Genomic DNA, 14,099 nt, shown 5'->3' on the forward strand with positions numbered 1-14,099 from the left:
GAGGGTCAAGCGCCCGGTCCGGCACCTGACGGGGGTCGCGATCGTGTGCCACGATCGAGGGAACGGTTCCCGATCTCATCAACGCCGCTGCGTTTAGCGATGTGAGCGGGATGCAAGCCCCTTCTCCATGATCGTGATCTCGGTGTGGAGGGTGTAGTTCTGGGCGGTGGCGGGGTGCTTGCCGACGTTCGGGGCGTACTTGCTGTGGCTCTTGAGGCTGCGGGCTTTCATGCGTCGGCGGCGAAGGGCTGGCAGCAGGTTGTCCAGCAGCGCGCGGCCGATGGCTCCGACCAGACGGACGGGACCGTGGGGAAAAACGCCGGAGGCGGTCACGATCTGGTCGCGGGCGGCGTTCAGGGCCACGGTGAAGCTGAGCCGGTCCATGTCCAGGCCCGGCCGGTGGGCCGCGGCGTCGACAGCGGTGCGGATCAGGGCCTGGTAGACGGTAAGGATGCCCCAGACTTCCTGATCCAAGTCGGCGGGATGCCCGGAGCGCAGGACGCGGCCGTCCAGCAGGGTCGCCTTCAAGCTCGCATACGTGGTCTCCGCCTGCCACCTCTCGTGATACAGCGACACCAGGCGCTCGGCGGGGTGACGGGCGGGGTCGGTGAGACTGGTGACCAGCCGCCATTGCTCACGGCGTACGGTTCCGTCCGCCAGCGTCACCGTGATCCACGCCTCGATCACGCGGACGGTCAGCATGCCGTAGCCGTGTCCGGCCCGATAGGGCCCGGACAGGCGGGTCAGATAGGAGCCGTCCGGCAGACGGCGCTGGACGAGGGGGCGGCGGCTGGCCGAGGAGCGCACCAGGAACTGCGCCCCGGTGGTATGGATGTCACGTAGGAAAGCGACCGCGTCGAAACCGGCATCCGCCAGGACCAGCATTTTCGCCTCCAGATGAGCCAGCAGTCGCCTCGCGTAGGCGAGTTCACCGTCGCTCTCGGGTCCGAACGCGGCGGCGATTACAGCGCGGGTGCCTGTCTCGACCAGGGTGACCAGGCGCAGCAGTGGATAGCCGAACTCACGTTCCTGGCCGCTGCGCTTGGGGAAGTGGCAAGTGACCGGGGAGCGATCGGGTAACTGCAGGCTGGTGCCGTCGAAGGCGACCGTGCGCATCCCGCACCACCAAGCCCCTGCCGTATTTCTCGCGGCCACGGCCCCGGCCAGCGTCTCGAACAACACCCGCAACGGCCGCGCGCCCAGCCTGCGGCGGGCCCGCGAGAGCGACGAGGAGTGCGGTCGCGCTACCGGCAGCCCGGCCAGACCAGCGGTGAGCTTGTCCCACACCGCCCGGTACGAGCAGTCCTCGAACAAGGCCAGCGCGAGGACGAAGTACACCACCACCCTCGCCGGCAGCAGACGGATGCGCCGCTGCACCGCGCGGGTCTCGGCCAGCACCGCGTCCACCAGCGCGAAGTCCACGATCTGCGTCAACTCGCCCAGGTGCCCCGGCGCGAACACACCCCCGGCCGTCTCGATCGTGCGCGTGATGACAGACTTCTCCAGCAACGGGACTCCCGGACTTGATGATCACCTTGCTCGACACAAGCTGATCTACCAGGGGTCCCGTTCCTGCTGCTCAGGCAGGGGTTGCCAACGACTCAAGATCCCTAACGCAGCGGCGTTGCCGATCTCATGGACAGGTGATCTTGGGATGTCCGATTCTGGCGAGCGACCGAAGGAGGGGCGTGACATGACTGCCGTGGCTCATGAGCCCATCACGCCGGCCGAGGGCCTGCTGGAGATCTTCCTGTCCCTCGACACCCCGGAGGGATTCCGGGCCGAGCTGATCGAGGGGGAGATCGTCGTGACACCGCCGCCGGACGGGGACCACGAGGACTGCATCAGTCTGATCATGAAGCAGGTGATCCGTCGGTCCCGAACCGACATGGACTTCTCCGGGAACAAGGGCTTGAGGTTGAGGAGCGGGGGTGGCTGCCCGAAGGATTACGTGATTCCGGACGGCACCTTCGCGCCTACGAAGCTGCGCCTCTACCGGGGCGCCGACTCCTGGATGCCCTGCGACGGTGTGGCCATGGTGCTCGAGGTGACGTCGACCAAGCCCAAGGCCGACCGCGAGGCCAAGCGTCGTTGCTATGCCCGTGCCGGCATCCCTCTCCACCTGCTCGTCGACCGGGAAGCCTCATCCGTCACGCTGTTCAGCGAGCCGGAGAACGACGACTACCCAGAGCTCTGCACCCGCCCGTTCGGCAAGCTTCTCAAGATCCCCGAGCCCTTTGCCTTCGACCTGGAGACGGCAGATTTTCTCTGAGCGGTCTCCGGACGGGACCGGTCGGCACGCCCGGTACCATGGTCCATACGGCAGACGAGCCGGGCGGACGGCCGCGTGAAGCCCTTCCGGGGCTTCCCGAGGAACGTCCGGGCTCCACAGGGCAGGGTGGTGGCCAACGGCCACCCGGGGTGACCCGCGGGACAGTGCCACAGAAAGCAAACCGCCGAGAGCTCCGGCTCCCGGTAAGGGTGAAACGGTGGTGTAAGAGACCACCAGTGCCCAGGGTGACCTGGGCAGCTAGGTAAACCCCACCCGGAGCAAGGTCAAGAGGAGCCGCCGCAAGGCGTGCTCTGCGCGGACGTTCGAGGGCTGCCCGCCCGAGTCCGCGGGTGGACCGCACGAGGCCGGCGGCAACGCCGGTCCTAGATGGATGGCCGTCGCCCCGGGCTCCGCGAGGAACCTGGGGAACAGAACCCGGCGTACAGCCCGACTCGTCTGCCATTGTGGCCCTGACCAGGGGAAGCTTCCTGGCCAGGGCCACATGCGTCCTGTTGGGGTTCCCGCCCGTACCCGCGGTTTCCCGGGAGTTCCCGCGCGATTGCGCACGGGTTGTGCACGCGGACCCGGAGTGCCGGGGGCATGCCTCGACTCGTGTACCGCGCGCAAGAGGGCTGGTTGTGTCGTCCCCCTGTGACCTGCGGTGGTTCTCTGATTGTGGTGGTGTCGACGCGTCTGCCCAAGACCCGGAAGGAGAAATGGTGCGGCGTGCTCGTCCGTGTTCCCGTCACTGGTCTGCGCTGTCGTTGGAAGCGAGCTAGCATCTAAGTAAGATTCAATCTACGTAATATCGAACCTGTGTTTTTTCGAGGGCGGGTCGCCGGTGAAATTCAAGGGCAGGACAGCCGATCTGGATCTGCTGGCGGGGCAGCTGGGCCTGGTGATCGAGGGCGCAGGTGCCACCCGTGGGCGGGCCGTGATCATGATGGGGCGGCGCCGGGTGGGGAAGTCCCGCCTGGTCCAGGAGTTCTGTGACCGGTCCCGGATTCCGTACGTGGTCTTTCAGGCGACCCGTGGTCGCAACGCCGTGGCCGAGCGGGCGGACTTCGCCGCGGCGCTCGCGCAGTCCCCTCTGCCCGGGGCGGAGCTGGTGGCCGGGTTGCAGGCTGCGGACTGGAATCAGGCGCTGCGCTCGCTGGCCGTCGCGGTGCCGGACGACGCCCCGAGCATCGCGGTGATCGACGAGGTGCCGTGGCTGGTGGAGCAGGACGCGGAGTTCGAGGGGGCGCTGCAGACGGTCTGGGACCGTCACCTGTCCGCCAAGCCGGTTCTGCTCATCCTGGTCGGCAGCGACATGTCGGTGATGGAGGCGCTGCAGTCGTACGGTCGGCCGTTCTTCGGCCGGGCAGCGAAGATGACCGTCCGGCCGCTGCACCTGGCCGATGTGCAGGCGCTGACCGGTTTGGACGCGGCGGACGCGGTGGATGCGCTGCTGATCACGGGAGGCTTCCCGGAGATCGTCCAGTCGTGGCGGCCGGGGACGAGCCGGACGGACTTCCTGCGCGGGGCGGTGGCGAATCCGCTGTCGCCGCTGCTGGTGGCGGGCGAGCTGTCGCTGCTGGGGGAGTTTCCCGAGGCGTCGCACTCGCGTGCGGTGCTGGAGGCGGTGGGCAGCGGTGAGCGGACCTTCTCCACCATCGCCGCACAGGCCGGGGGAGCAGGAGCGCTGCCCTCGGGCACGCTGTCTCCGCTGCTGAACACCCTGCAGACCAAGCGGGTTCTCGCGGCCGACCTGCCCCTGTCCACGAAGGCCGACAGCAAGAACAAACGCTATCGCATCGCCGATCCCTATCTGCGGTTCTGGCTGGCCTTCCTGCAGCGGGGAATCCCACTCATCGAGCGCGGCCGGGGCGATCTTGCCTTGGAGCGCATCGAGCGGTCTTGGACCGCCTGGCGGGGACGTGCGGTCGAGCCGGTCATCCGCGAGTCGCTGCTGCGGCTGCTGCCCGATGAGCGATGGCCGGAGACGGAGGCGGTCGGCGGCTGGTGGAACCGGCAGAACAACCCCGAGGTCGACCTGGTCGGCGTTGACCGGGAACCCGTGGCGGGCGCGGTGCACTTTGTCGGCTCCATCAAGTGGCTGGAGTCCCAGCCGTTCGGTCGGCGCGAATACGACGCCCTGGCGCGGGACGTACTCGCGGTGCCCGGTGCCGGGCCGGACACCCCGCTGGTCGCGGTGTCCCGCAGTGGTGTGGCCGGCGGTCTGCCGCTTGCGGGCCACTGGGGGCCTGAAGACCTGGTCCGCGCCTGGCGGTAGCCAGGAGATGGTGAAGCCCTCCTCCGCCGTGCGGATACTCGCATCAGGCCCCGCTCACCTGGGCTGATGGCGGACTGCCAGTCATGTGCAACCGTGCACGCGATGTGCACCGCAGTCGTCCCGGTGCGGCATACGTGCAGGTTACAGCGGCCGTCGATGAAGGCCTCGACAGTCCTCGGCGTGCCACCCGACTCGTCTGCCATTATGGCCCTGACCAGGGGAAACGTGGGCCGACCGCCGCGGCCGCCCGTGCAGGGTCAGATAGAAGGTCAGCAGCGAGTCCCCCGTCCCGCCCGCCTCGAACCGGTTGAGCACCTTCCCCAGCGGGTTCCATACGCGCCCGTCCGGCATACGCACACCGACCGGCTGACCGAAGTAGGCGCGCTGGTAGGCGTCGTAGTCCACCCACACCGCCCCGGCCCGGCGCACCAGAACCTCGCCGACGTAGGCGCCGAGCCCGAGGAGCGTCTCGCGCACCCGCTCCCGCGGAGCACCGCCCTTGCGCAGACCGTCGACCAGGAAGTCGACGATGCGCAGACTCCCCACGGAATAGTCCAGAGGTACTCGGCTGCGGTCCGTGACGTGGGCGACGAAGGCCGCCGCGTACGAGCGCATCTCGTCCGCGTCCGGCATGTGCGCGCCCACCTCACTCATGGAACCCCACCCCTTCGCTCGCCGTGGAGGCCCGTCGCTGGGCTCCCCCCCTTTACCCAGCGGATCCGGCCTCCGGAACATCACGGAAGAGCAGGGGCGGCGGCCGCTGCGGAGTCAGCCAATCGCTATGCGAGGGTGGGCAGTTGGCGTGATCCAGCCCATGATCCGGTCCATGGTGGCCCGAGGGACGGAGACGCAGCCGGCGGTGGCGCCGTTGCCGTTGACGTGGAGGAAGATGCCGGCGCCGCGGCCGGGGGTGGCGGGCCAGCGGTTGAAGTTGATGACGAGTGCGTTGGCGTACTGGGTCGGGTAGTTGACGAGATGTTCGCTGCCGCGCTCGCCGGATTCGGTGAGCGGGAAGTCGGCGCCCTGTTCGCCGTGCATGGAGTTGTAGTACTTCGACTGGGGGTCCTCCACCCACCAGTCGTCACTGGTCACGACGTGGTAGGGCATGGCGGTGCCGGAGGCCTGGACGCCGAAGCCCTCGGTGATGGTGTAGGTGCCGGTGGGGGTGGTGTAGGTGTTCTGCCGGCGAGTGGCGCCGTTCGTGACGCCGTTGGAGCCGACGCGGCCCGCGCCGGTGCTGAACTGCGCCTTCCAGCCTGCGGGACCCTTGGACCAGGCGGTGACGGTGGCGTAGGAGCCGCTGGCCTTGACGGTGATGAGCTGGGTCGCGTTGCCCACCTGGACCGGCACGGGGAAGTCGGGAGCGGCGGGGGCGGGGGCCGCTGCCGTGCCGCCGGAGCCTGTGCCCGCACCACCCGCCGGGCCGTTGGGGTTGTTCGCGGCACGTGACGCGGCGGACGCCGAAGCCGACGCGGAGGCAGACGCGGAGGCAGACACGGAGGAGGACGGGCTGGTGGACGCGGAGGCGGAGGCGCTCGGGGATGCGGTGCTGGAGGCGTCGGGGGACCCCGTCTGCTGCGTTTGCGCCACTTCGACTTCGTCCGCGGCCGAGGCTTGGGGGCTGTCGTGGCCGGCGCAGGCGGACGTCACCGCCAGAACAACGACGAGGACGGCGGTGGCGGCCGAAACCTGCCGGGGCAGGACTCGCACAATGACTCCTTGTCTGAATTATCTGAGCAAAAGGGGTGCCGAAGGGATGGGTTGGCCGCACGCGGAGCCGCCGCCCCCGGTGGTGGGGGCTGGGACGGCGGCATCGCCGGGTGGGTCAGCGCGTGGCGTAGCGGGAGTTTCCGGCCGCGGTGCGGATCTCGGGGAGTGCGGCGTAGAGGGATGTGCCGGGGCAGAGGGTGGCGAAGCCGTCCCGGTGACCGGAGACGGTGTTGAGCGTGACCTTCTGGCCGGTCCTGTACACGCCGGTGTCGCCCGCTGCGGTGAGGGTGACCTGGGCCTGGGGCTTGACGCCGTCCAGGCCGAGTTTCCAGGCGGCGAGGTCGGCGATGGCCTTCTTGGCGGCCGTGGTGGGGGTGCCGCCGTTCTCGTAGTCGCCGAGCAGGGAGATGCCGGCGGAGTCGCCGTTGAAACCGTAGGTGTGGGCGCCGCGCACCCGCTTGTCGACGCCGCCGGCGCGGCCTTCGAAGACGGTGCCGCACTTGTCGACGAAGAAGTTGTAGCCGATGTCGTTCCAGCCGTTGGTCCGCACGTGGTAGACGAGGATCGCGCGGATGATGGCGGGTGAGTCGGCGCAGCTGTAGTCGTTGGTGCCGGCGGTGTGGTGGACGAAGACGGCCTTGACCTTCTCCAGGTACTCGGGCGGGTCCTCGACCAGGGACTCGTCGGCACCCCAGGTGGCGCGGTCGACGATCGCGGGGGCGGCGGGCTCGGTGGGCGTGGCCGTTTCGGACGCCGAGGGGGCGGACGGCTCGGAGGTGGCGTCGGTGGTCTCGGGCGCCGGGTCGGCCGGTTCCGGCCGGCTGCTGTCGGCGGGAGCGGTGGGGCTGCCGGAGTCCGTCGAGCCGGTGGGCTCGGAGCCGGCGGTCGGCTGTGCGTCCGGGGTGGTGCTCGAGGAGGGTGCGGGTTCCTCGGCGGTGTTGTCGGCGGGGCCGGTCGGCTCCGGCGTGTTCGTGCCGTCGTCGGCGGTGGCCTCGGGGGTGGTGGAGGGCGCCTTGTCCTGGGCGCCGTTGCCGTTGTCGGCGTCGTCGGTGGGCGTGCTGGACGAGGCCGTGTCCGGTGGGGTGTCACCGGCTGCGGCGGAGGTGCTGGGGGAGGACGGCTGCTGGGCGGTGGCCGAGCCGCCCCCCGCGGAGTTGCCTGGTTTCGTGCCCTCCTTGCCCTGGCCGTTGCCGTTGTCCTTGCCCTTGGCCTGGCCGTTGCCGTTGCCGTTGCCGTTGCCGTTGCCGTTGCCGTTGCCGTTGTCCTTGCCCTTGGCTTTGCCCTTGCCGTTGGGGGCGGTGCCGGGGTCGATCATGTCGAGGCGCAGCCCGTCGGGGACGGAGGTCTGCTTGCCGTTGGCGACGACCCGTGCCTCGACCGCGTCGGAGGGGCCCACCCACAGCGGTTCGGAGGCGCCGCGGGTGCCCGGGGCGCGGCCTTCGGCGGTCTCGGGCGCGACCACGTCGAAGTCGAGGTCGCGCCAGTCGGTCCACTCACCGGTGGCGGCGCTGCGGGTGCGGATCTGGGCGGTGCCGTCGAAGTCCTTGGCGCGGTCCTTCCAGGAGACGCCGATCAGCGAAAAAGCTTTGGTGTCGGTGCGGGGAAGGGTGCGCTCGGAGCTGCTGGAGCCGGCCAGCGCGATCGTGTTCGCGCCGGCCGGGCGGGCCTCTGTGGTGTCCGCGGAGTCATCGGGTGCGAAGGCGACGGCGGCCGTGGCCAGACTCGCGCCGCCGAGCACCGTGGCGCCGACGGCCAGCCATGTCCGGCGCTTGCCGGAAGGTGTGCGGCGGGAACGGGATCTTGCGGAGCTCATGGTTCTTCCTCGGGTTGTCTCGTGCGTGCCGGGGAGCGCTCTTGGCCGTGCTGCCGGGGACGGGGCATCACGTCAGCTCTCGGGCGCGTCCTTGTGGGGCAGTTGGCCGCTCCGCCCCACAGGCGCAGCGCGCGAGGAGTGTCGGTCGGCCGACGCGGACTCGCTGCTGTTCCCCGACGTGCCGCCGGCCTCGGGACGGGGCCTCGGTATTCCTGGGTCCGGTCTCGGAATATTCGCCGGATGGTTCCTCGCCCCTCTTCTTGGAAGGTGGCCGGCCCCTCGTGGATTTTCGAGGCGTGGTGCCCATGGTTTTCGTCCTCTCGCACATGCCATTCGCTGTTGCGTGAGTCGGGCGTTTATACAGGGAGCCGAGAACGCCTGTCCAGCGAGCGGAAATAATGGACATTCCGCGTTTCTTTCTGCCCTTGATTGTCGGCGAAGAGGGTCAAGTGTCCGTGATGTCCGGCGGCTTGACAACGTTACTCCGAGGTGGCTAGAAAACCGGCGCCGCTGCGTATGACTTTCTGTCACTGCAGATGGTGTGGTCTTCTTCCGGGGCATATTCCGGACGCGGCACGTGAGGAAAGATGTAACCTGAAACTCGGATTGGGGAGTAGGGGGAGGGAAACGAGAAGCCGCTGTCGCGTGATGAATCGGGGATGGCCGGCCGGCGGAAACCGCCGAAGGGGAAGACGTACCCGAAGGCCGAGCGCGCCAAGGAGCTGACGGGCCGGCCGTGCTCGTGATCGGCAGGGCGCTTCCCGGTCTGGTTGCCAGGTGGCCGACTCACGGCGCAACCTGGAAGGGACCATGGGCCCGGGTGGCCGGGCCAGGAGGCGAGGTCCGCGATGAGCAGGCTCCAGGAGCACATCGACATCAGCGCCCCGGCACAGAAGGTGTGGGACCAGCTGCACCGCATCGAGGAGTACTCGTCGTTCATGGACGGGGTGCAGCGCGCTTCTGCACGCGGCGGTGACCGCGCCCGTCTCGATGTCCGGACCGGCCGTGGTGAGCAGGCGTTCGAGGCTGTCCTCTCCGACCGCTCCGACGAACAGACCATCACCTGGCAGACGGAGGGCAGCCCGGAGCTGCAGGGCACCCTCTCGGTCAGGTCCCTGGACAGGGACCACAGCCAGGTGCAGATCCGGATGGAGTACGACCCGCAGGGCATCCAGGACACCTTCGGCGGTCCGAAGGGAATGGCCCAGGTCCACGCGGTCGAGCGGACGGTCCGGGACGACCTGGAACACTTCAGGGAGCTCGTGGAGCGGCAGAAGGGTTGACTCGGAGTCGACTTCTTCCCCCCGCCTTCATACGGGGGGAAGGGGATGACGTGCCGCCCGGCCGGGCGCTCAGTCCCGCAGCGGCGGCAGGTCGAACTCGTCGTTCTGCATGCGCAGCAGCAGTCGACCGGCCGCCGCGAAGCCGACCGCCGTGAGCCCCCAGCCGACCAGGTCGAGCTCGCGGACACCGCTCAGCACCGAGGCGAGGTGGACGGGCTGTGACACCGTCAGCCCGAGCGCGAGCCAGAGCGGCACCACGCGTGCCCGCCACAGGGCCAGCCCCAGCAGCACAGTGCCGAGGAGGTGGCCGATCACGAAGACGCCGGACAGCACGTCGGACCAGAATCCGGCCTGCAGGCCTTCCGCCAGCTGGAACGCGGTCTCCCGGTCCAGGCCGTTCCGGGTGCCCACCGCGTGGGTGAGGACGTCCACGTAGCCGCCGGAGGCGAACAGCGCCGTGTAGCCGGGGAACGCCACCAGCACGGCGGCCGTGGTGAGCACCGGTGCCCGCCGGCGGGTCACCCAGGCGACCGCGACCACGCCGCCGCACGCGAGGATCGTGCCGACCGCGCCGGTCCAGATGGCCACCGCCTGGTATCCGGTGGCGGCCACCAGCTTGTCGAACACCTGGCGCGGCTGGTCGGACAGGGTGTCGTACGGCAGCAGGTAGCGGCCGAACGTCACGATCAGCGCGACGACCGGCGCGGTGACCGCGAGCAGCACCCGCCAGACCGTACGGGCGTCCCGTTCGGGCCGCCCGTCGACCGCCGTCCGTTTCCGTTCGGGCCGCCCGTCGACCGCCGCCGCCTCCCGTCCGACCGGGGGCAGGTCGAAACCGTCGTTGCCGGTGCGCAGCAGGGCTACGGCGGCGCCGCCGTAGCCGACGGCGGTCAGCGCCCAGGTCACGGCGCAGGCGAGTGCGCTGACGGCCCCCAGCAGGTGGGCGGGGCCGGACACCGCGAGGGTCACGCCGACCCACGCGGGTGCCGTCCCGCCCCGCCACAGTGCGAGCCCCAGCAGGACGAGGCCGATCGCCTGCCCGAGCAGGAAGACGACCCCCAGCGGGCCCGCCGCGGGATGCGCCTGCACCGCGTCGTCCAGCGCCGTCACCAGGGCCGGGTCGAGGCCCTTCTCGGTGGCGACGAAGGCGGCCCGGCCGGAGTCGGGCGCCGCGATGCCGGCGCCGAAGGCCACCAGGGTGAGCAGCCCGCCGTACAGCGCGAGCCGCGGGGCTCCGCGACGGGCGGCCCAGGCCGTCACCATGGTCGCCGGGATGATCAGCAGCGTGAACACCAGCGACAGCCAGAGCGCGGCCCGGGCGGCGCCGAGGTGGGCCGCGCTGCCGGCGATCGCCGTGCCGATCCGGGCGTCCGGCCGGAACGGCAGGACGATCATGTACGCCGCCAGCGCGAGCGCGGGCAGCGGTGCGATGACCGCCGCCGTCACCCGCCAGAAGCCGCGCAGGTCGCGGACGGGGCGGCGGGTCGGCGCTCCCGGCGTTCCAGGCGTGTCCGGCGTGCCGGGGGCGGTGTCCGCCGTGGTGGAGGTCATGGTCACCCCTCCGTCACGGCGCGCGTCCGCAGTGCCGAGGCGACCAGCGCGACGCCGGCGAGGGTGACGAGGAGGGCGAACGCGACCGCACCGACCAGCGCTCCGGGCACGTCGTCGGCGAAGAACGCCGGGACGGCGCTGAGCCCCGACAGCAGCCGGGTGACGATCACGGCCACCGCGCCGGCGCGGCTGCCCCGCCAGGCCGGAACGGCGCCGACCAGGGTGATCAGCCCGAGTACGGCACCCAGGACGGCCACCGCGACCGGAGGGTGCTCACCGTCGCCGAACGGCAGCGAGATCACGTCGATGAGGCCGAGCAGGCCGGACAGAACCAGTCCGGTGGCAAGAAGGCGGGTGCGGTTCACGTGGTCCTCCTGAGTGAGGGACGAAGTACCGGTGTCGGAAGTACCGGTGTCGTGTCCGCAGTCTGGGTTCGCGGGTCGGGTCCGCGGATCGGGGCGGGCCCGGGACCGTTCTCCGTGCTGCCACGTATTCACTCCCGGTGACCGCCGCCCTACCCTGGGCGCGTGGCAACTCGGGGTCTGTTCGCCGTCGCCGCCGCGGTCCTGACGAGCGTGCTGGCAGCCGCCGGAGTGGCCCTGGCGGTGCTCGGCGGTGACGGGGGCGCCACCACGGCGTTCGCGATCGGTGTGGCGTTCGGGCTGCCCTCCGTCGTGCTGGGCGTGGTGGTGGCGGTGCGCCGTCCGGACAGCGTGGTCGGGCTGCTGCTGGTGCTGGTCGGCGCTACGGCGGTGTGGCTCACGGTCGGCGAGCTGTGCGGGTTGCTCCTCGCGCGGCGGGCGGACCTGCCGTTCGCGCAGTGGTACGCGGCCCTGTCGCAGGGCGACTGGATGTTCCTGTACGTCCCGGCCGCGCTGCTCATGCTGGTCTTCCCCGACGGGAGGCTGCCGGGGCGGCGCCGGCGGTGGGCGGCGGCCGGGCTGCTGGCCGTGCCGCCGCTGTTCATGCTGATCGCCGCGCTGGACCCGGCACCGTTCCGGCCGCCGTTCGAGGCGACCCCGCACCCTTGGCGGGTGCCCGAGCCCTGCCTTGCGGTGCTGCGCGTGGCGGCGTTCGCCCTGCTGCCGGTCTTCCTCGGGCTGCTGATCGCGTCCGCGGCGTCGGTGGTGGTCCGCTACCGGCGGGCGGCCGACGAAGTGCGGCGGGCGCAGCTGAAGTGGTTCGCGCTCGGTGCCGCCTTCCTGCCGCTGACGCTGCTGCTGTGCTGGGCCGGCTACCTGTTCCTCGGCGGGCCGGAGTTGGCGGTCGCCGGCCTGGCGGCGACGGCCCTGGCGATTCCGGCCGCGACCACGATCGCGGTCCTGCGGCACGACCTCTACGACATCGACCGGGCGATCAGCACCGCCGTCACCTACGGCCTGGTGACCACGATCCTGCTGGGCTTCTACACGGCCGCCTCGTTCGTGGCCGGACTCGGCGCCGGACGGTCCTCACCGGTCGCGGCCGCCGCGGCCACCGCCGTCTGCGCCGCCGCGCTGTCCCCGCTGCGCACCCGGCTTCAGCGGTGGGTCGACGGGCGGTTCTACCCCGCGCGGCAGGCCGCGCTGACGGCCGTTCAGGGACTGCGCGGCCGTATGCACGCCGGACAGGCCCGGCCGGAGCAGCTGGAGCAGGCGCTGCGCGAGGCGCTGCGCGATCCGCTGCTCCGGGTCGGCTACCGGCTTCCCGGCGCGTCCGGGCTGGTCGACGCGGCGGGCGCGGCGCTGGACCCGGGGCAGGCGCATGTGGCGCCGGTCCGGCTCGGCGGGCACGACATCGGGGCGATCGTGCGGGGCACGACCGGCAGCCGGGAACTGCTGCGCGAAGTGGCGTCCGCCTGCGCGCTGCTGGTGGAGGTGGTCCGGCTGCGCATCGAGGTCAGCCGGGCGCTGGCCGAGGCCGAGGCCGGCCGCGGCAGGCTGCTGCACGCCGGGTACGAGGAACGGCGGCGGCTCGAACGCGACCTGCACGACGGGGCGCAGCAGCGCCTGGTCTCCCTGGGCATGGCGATCCGCCTGGCACAGCGCCACCTGGACGACGGCACGGTCGACGTCGACGACCTGCTCGACCGGTCGGTGGCCGAACTGGCCGCGGCCGTGGCCGAGTTGCGGCAGATCGCACATGGCCTGCGGCCGAGCAGCCTGGACGACGGGCTCGGCAACGCGCTGGCCATGCTGGCCGGCCAGGCACCGGTACCGGTGGCGCTGGAGGTCTGCGCCGACGAATTGCCCGACGACGTGGCGATGACCGCCTACTACGTGGCGAGCGAGGCGATGACCAACGCGGTCAAGCACGCCGGCCCGGTCCCGATCGGCGTCCGGGTCAGCCGGGTCGGTGACCGGGTCACGGTGCGGGTGGGCGACGAGGGGCCGGGCGGCGCGGCGATGCGTCCCGGCGCCGGGTTGGCCGGGCTCGCGGACCGGGTCGAGGCGGCCGGGGGCACGCTGAGGCTGTCCAGCCCGGCGGGCGGCGGCACCCTGGTGGAGGCGGTGCTGCCGTGCGCGTGGTGATCGGCGAGGACTCGGCGCTGTTCCGGGAAGGTCTGGCCCGCCTGCTGGCCGACGCGGGGTACGAGGTCGTGGCCAAGGCACACAACGCCCCGGAGCTGGTCTCCGCGGTCATGGCCACCCGCCCCGATCTGGCGGTCGTCGACATCCGGATGCCGCCCGATCTCACCGACGACGGCGTCCGGGCGGCCCGGCGGATCCGCGACGCCCGTCCGGAGCTCGGGATCGTCCTGCTCTCCCAGCACGTCGAGACCCGCCACTCCGTCGACCTGGTGTCCCGGGGGCGGTTCGGCTACCTGCTCAAGGACCGGGTGTTCGACGTCGACGACTTCCTGGACGCGCTGCGCCGGGTGGCGGCCGGAGGTTCCGCCCTCGACCCGGAGGTGGTGTCGCGTCTGATCGGGGCGCACCGGGCCGCCGATCCGCTGGCGTCCCTGACCGCCCGCGAGCGCGAGGTGCTGGCGCTGATGGCGGAGGGCCGCACCAACGTCGGCATCGCCCGCCGGCTGTGGCTCACCCACCGCACGGTCGAGACCCACGTCAGCTCGATCCTCACCAAGCTCGGCCTGGCCAACTCCGCGGAGGACCACCGCCGCGTACTGGCCGTGCTCCTCTACCTCAACCGGGCCTGACACCCGGCCGGCGAGCGGACGGAGTCCGCTCGCCGGCCGGGAAAGTGCCGTTTCCC

General features: G+C 71.2%; 11 protein-coding genes and 1 other RNA gene. 6 read left to right on the forward strand and 6 right to left on the reverse strand.

Translation table 11 applies throughout. The features are described from left to right. Positions 1-93: 93 nt before the first annotated feature. Positions 94-1,509 carry an IS4 family transposase gene (locus ACX25U_RS25690; RefSeq protein ID WP_454383449.1) on the reverse strand — a complete coding sequence of 472 codons (1,416 nt, stop codon included), beginning with the start codon at positions 1,507-1,509 and terminating at the stop codon, positions 94-96. Between the two features lie 184 nt (positions 1,510-1,693). Between ACX25U_RS25690 and ACX25U_RS25695 the strand changes: the two genes are divergently transcribed. From ACX25U_RS25695 to ACX25U_RS25705, 3 genes are all read left to right on the forward strand, one after another. Next, complete coding sequence (locus ACX25U_RS25695; RefSeq protein WP_454383450.1) at positions 1,694-2,272, forward strand: Uma2 family endonuclease; 579 nt, start codon at positions 1,694-1,696, stop codon at positions 2,270-2,272. Positions 2,273-2,327: 55 nt separating this feature from the next. Next, positions 2,328-2,731, forward strand: an RNA gene (rnpB, locus tag ACX25U_RS25700) — RNase P RNA component class A. 382 nt (positions 2,732-3,113) lie between these two features. Beyond that, positions 3,114-4,547, forward strand: a complete 1,434-nt coding sequence (locus ACX25U_RS25705; RefSeq protein ID WP_454383451.1) for an ATP-binding protein — start codon at positions 3,114-3,116, stop codon at positions 4,545-4,547. 141 nt (positions 4,548-4,688) lie between these two features. On the opposite strand, the gene ACX25U_RS25710 is transcribed toward ACX25U_RS25705, so the two are convergent. The 3 genes from ACX25U_RS25710 to ACX25U_RS25720 form a co-directional block, all read right to left on the reverse strand. Beyond that, positions 4,689-5,201, reverse strand: coding sequence for a hypothetical protein (locus ACX25U_RS25710; protein WP_454383452.1), 513 nt, complete (start codon positions 5,199-5,201; stop codon positions 4,689-4,691). A 114-nt stretch (positions 5,202-5,315) separates the two neighbouring features. Beyond that, entirely contained in the window at positions 5,316-6,257 is a 942-nt protein-coding gene (locus ACX25U_RS25715) for a L,D-transpeptidase family protein (protein WP_454383453.1), read from the reverse strand. Positions 6,258-6,372: 115 nt separating this feature from the next. After that, positions 6,373-8,070: an N-acetylmuramoyl-L-alanine amidase gene (locus tag ACX25U_RS25720; protein WP_454383454.1), complete on the reverse strand. Its 1,698-nt coding sequence runs from the start codon at positions 8,068-8,070 to the stop codon at positions 6,373-6,375. A gap of 848 nt (positions 8,071-8,918) precedes the next feature. Between ACX25U_RS25720 and ACX25U_RS25725 the strand changes: the two genes are divergently transcribed. Beyond that, positions 8,919-9,353 (forward strand): SRPBCC family protein, encoded by a 435-nt coding sequence (locus ACX25U_RS25725; RefSeq protein WP_454383455.1) that lies wholly within the window; start codon positions 8,919-8,921, stop codon positions 9,351-9,353. Positions 9,354-9,422: 69 nt separating this feature from the next. On the opposite strand, the gene ACX25U_RS25730 is transcribed toward ACX25U_RS25725, so the two are convergent. Both ACX25U_RS25730 and ACX25U_RS25735 read right to left on the reverse strand, forming a co-directional pair. Continuing rightward, the gene (locus ACX25U_RS25730; protein WP_454383456.1) at positions 9,423-10,904 is read right to left on the reverse strand and encodes a hypothetical protein; all 1,482 of its coding nucleotides are present in this window, start codon (positions 10,902-10,904) and stop codon (positions 9,423-9,425) included. A 2-nt stretch (positions 10,905-10,906) separates the two neighbouring features. Next, positions 10,907-11,269, reverse strand: a complete 363-nt coding sequence (locus tag ACX25U_RS25735; RefSeq protein WP_454383457.1) for a hypothetical protein — start codon at positions 11,267-11,269, stop codon at positions 10,907-10,909. 162 nt (positions 11,270-11,431) lie between these two features. On the opposite strand from ACX25U_RS25735, the gene ACX25U_RS25740 reads away from it, so the two are divergent. Together ACX25U_RS25740 and ACX25U_RS25745 are read left to right on the forward strand one after the other, a co-directional pair. After that, a complete protein-coding gene (locus ACX25U_RS25740) occupies positions 11,432-13,414 on the forward strand; it encodes a histidine kinase (protein ID WP_454383458.1) in 1,983 nt (660 codons plus the stop codon). Further along, positions 13,402-14,043: a response regulator transcription factor gene (locus tag ACX25U_RS25745; protein WP_454383459.1), complete on the forward strand. Its 642-nt coding sequence runs from the start codon at positions 13,402-13,404 to the stop codon at positions 14,041-14,043. The genes ACX25U_RS25740 and ACX25U_RS25745 overlap by 13 nt, the downstream gene beginning before the upstream one ends. Positions 14,044-14,099 lie beyond the last annotated feature (56 nt).

The sequence above is a fragment of the Streptomyces sp. JNUCC 63 genome, assembly GCF_054366325.1.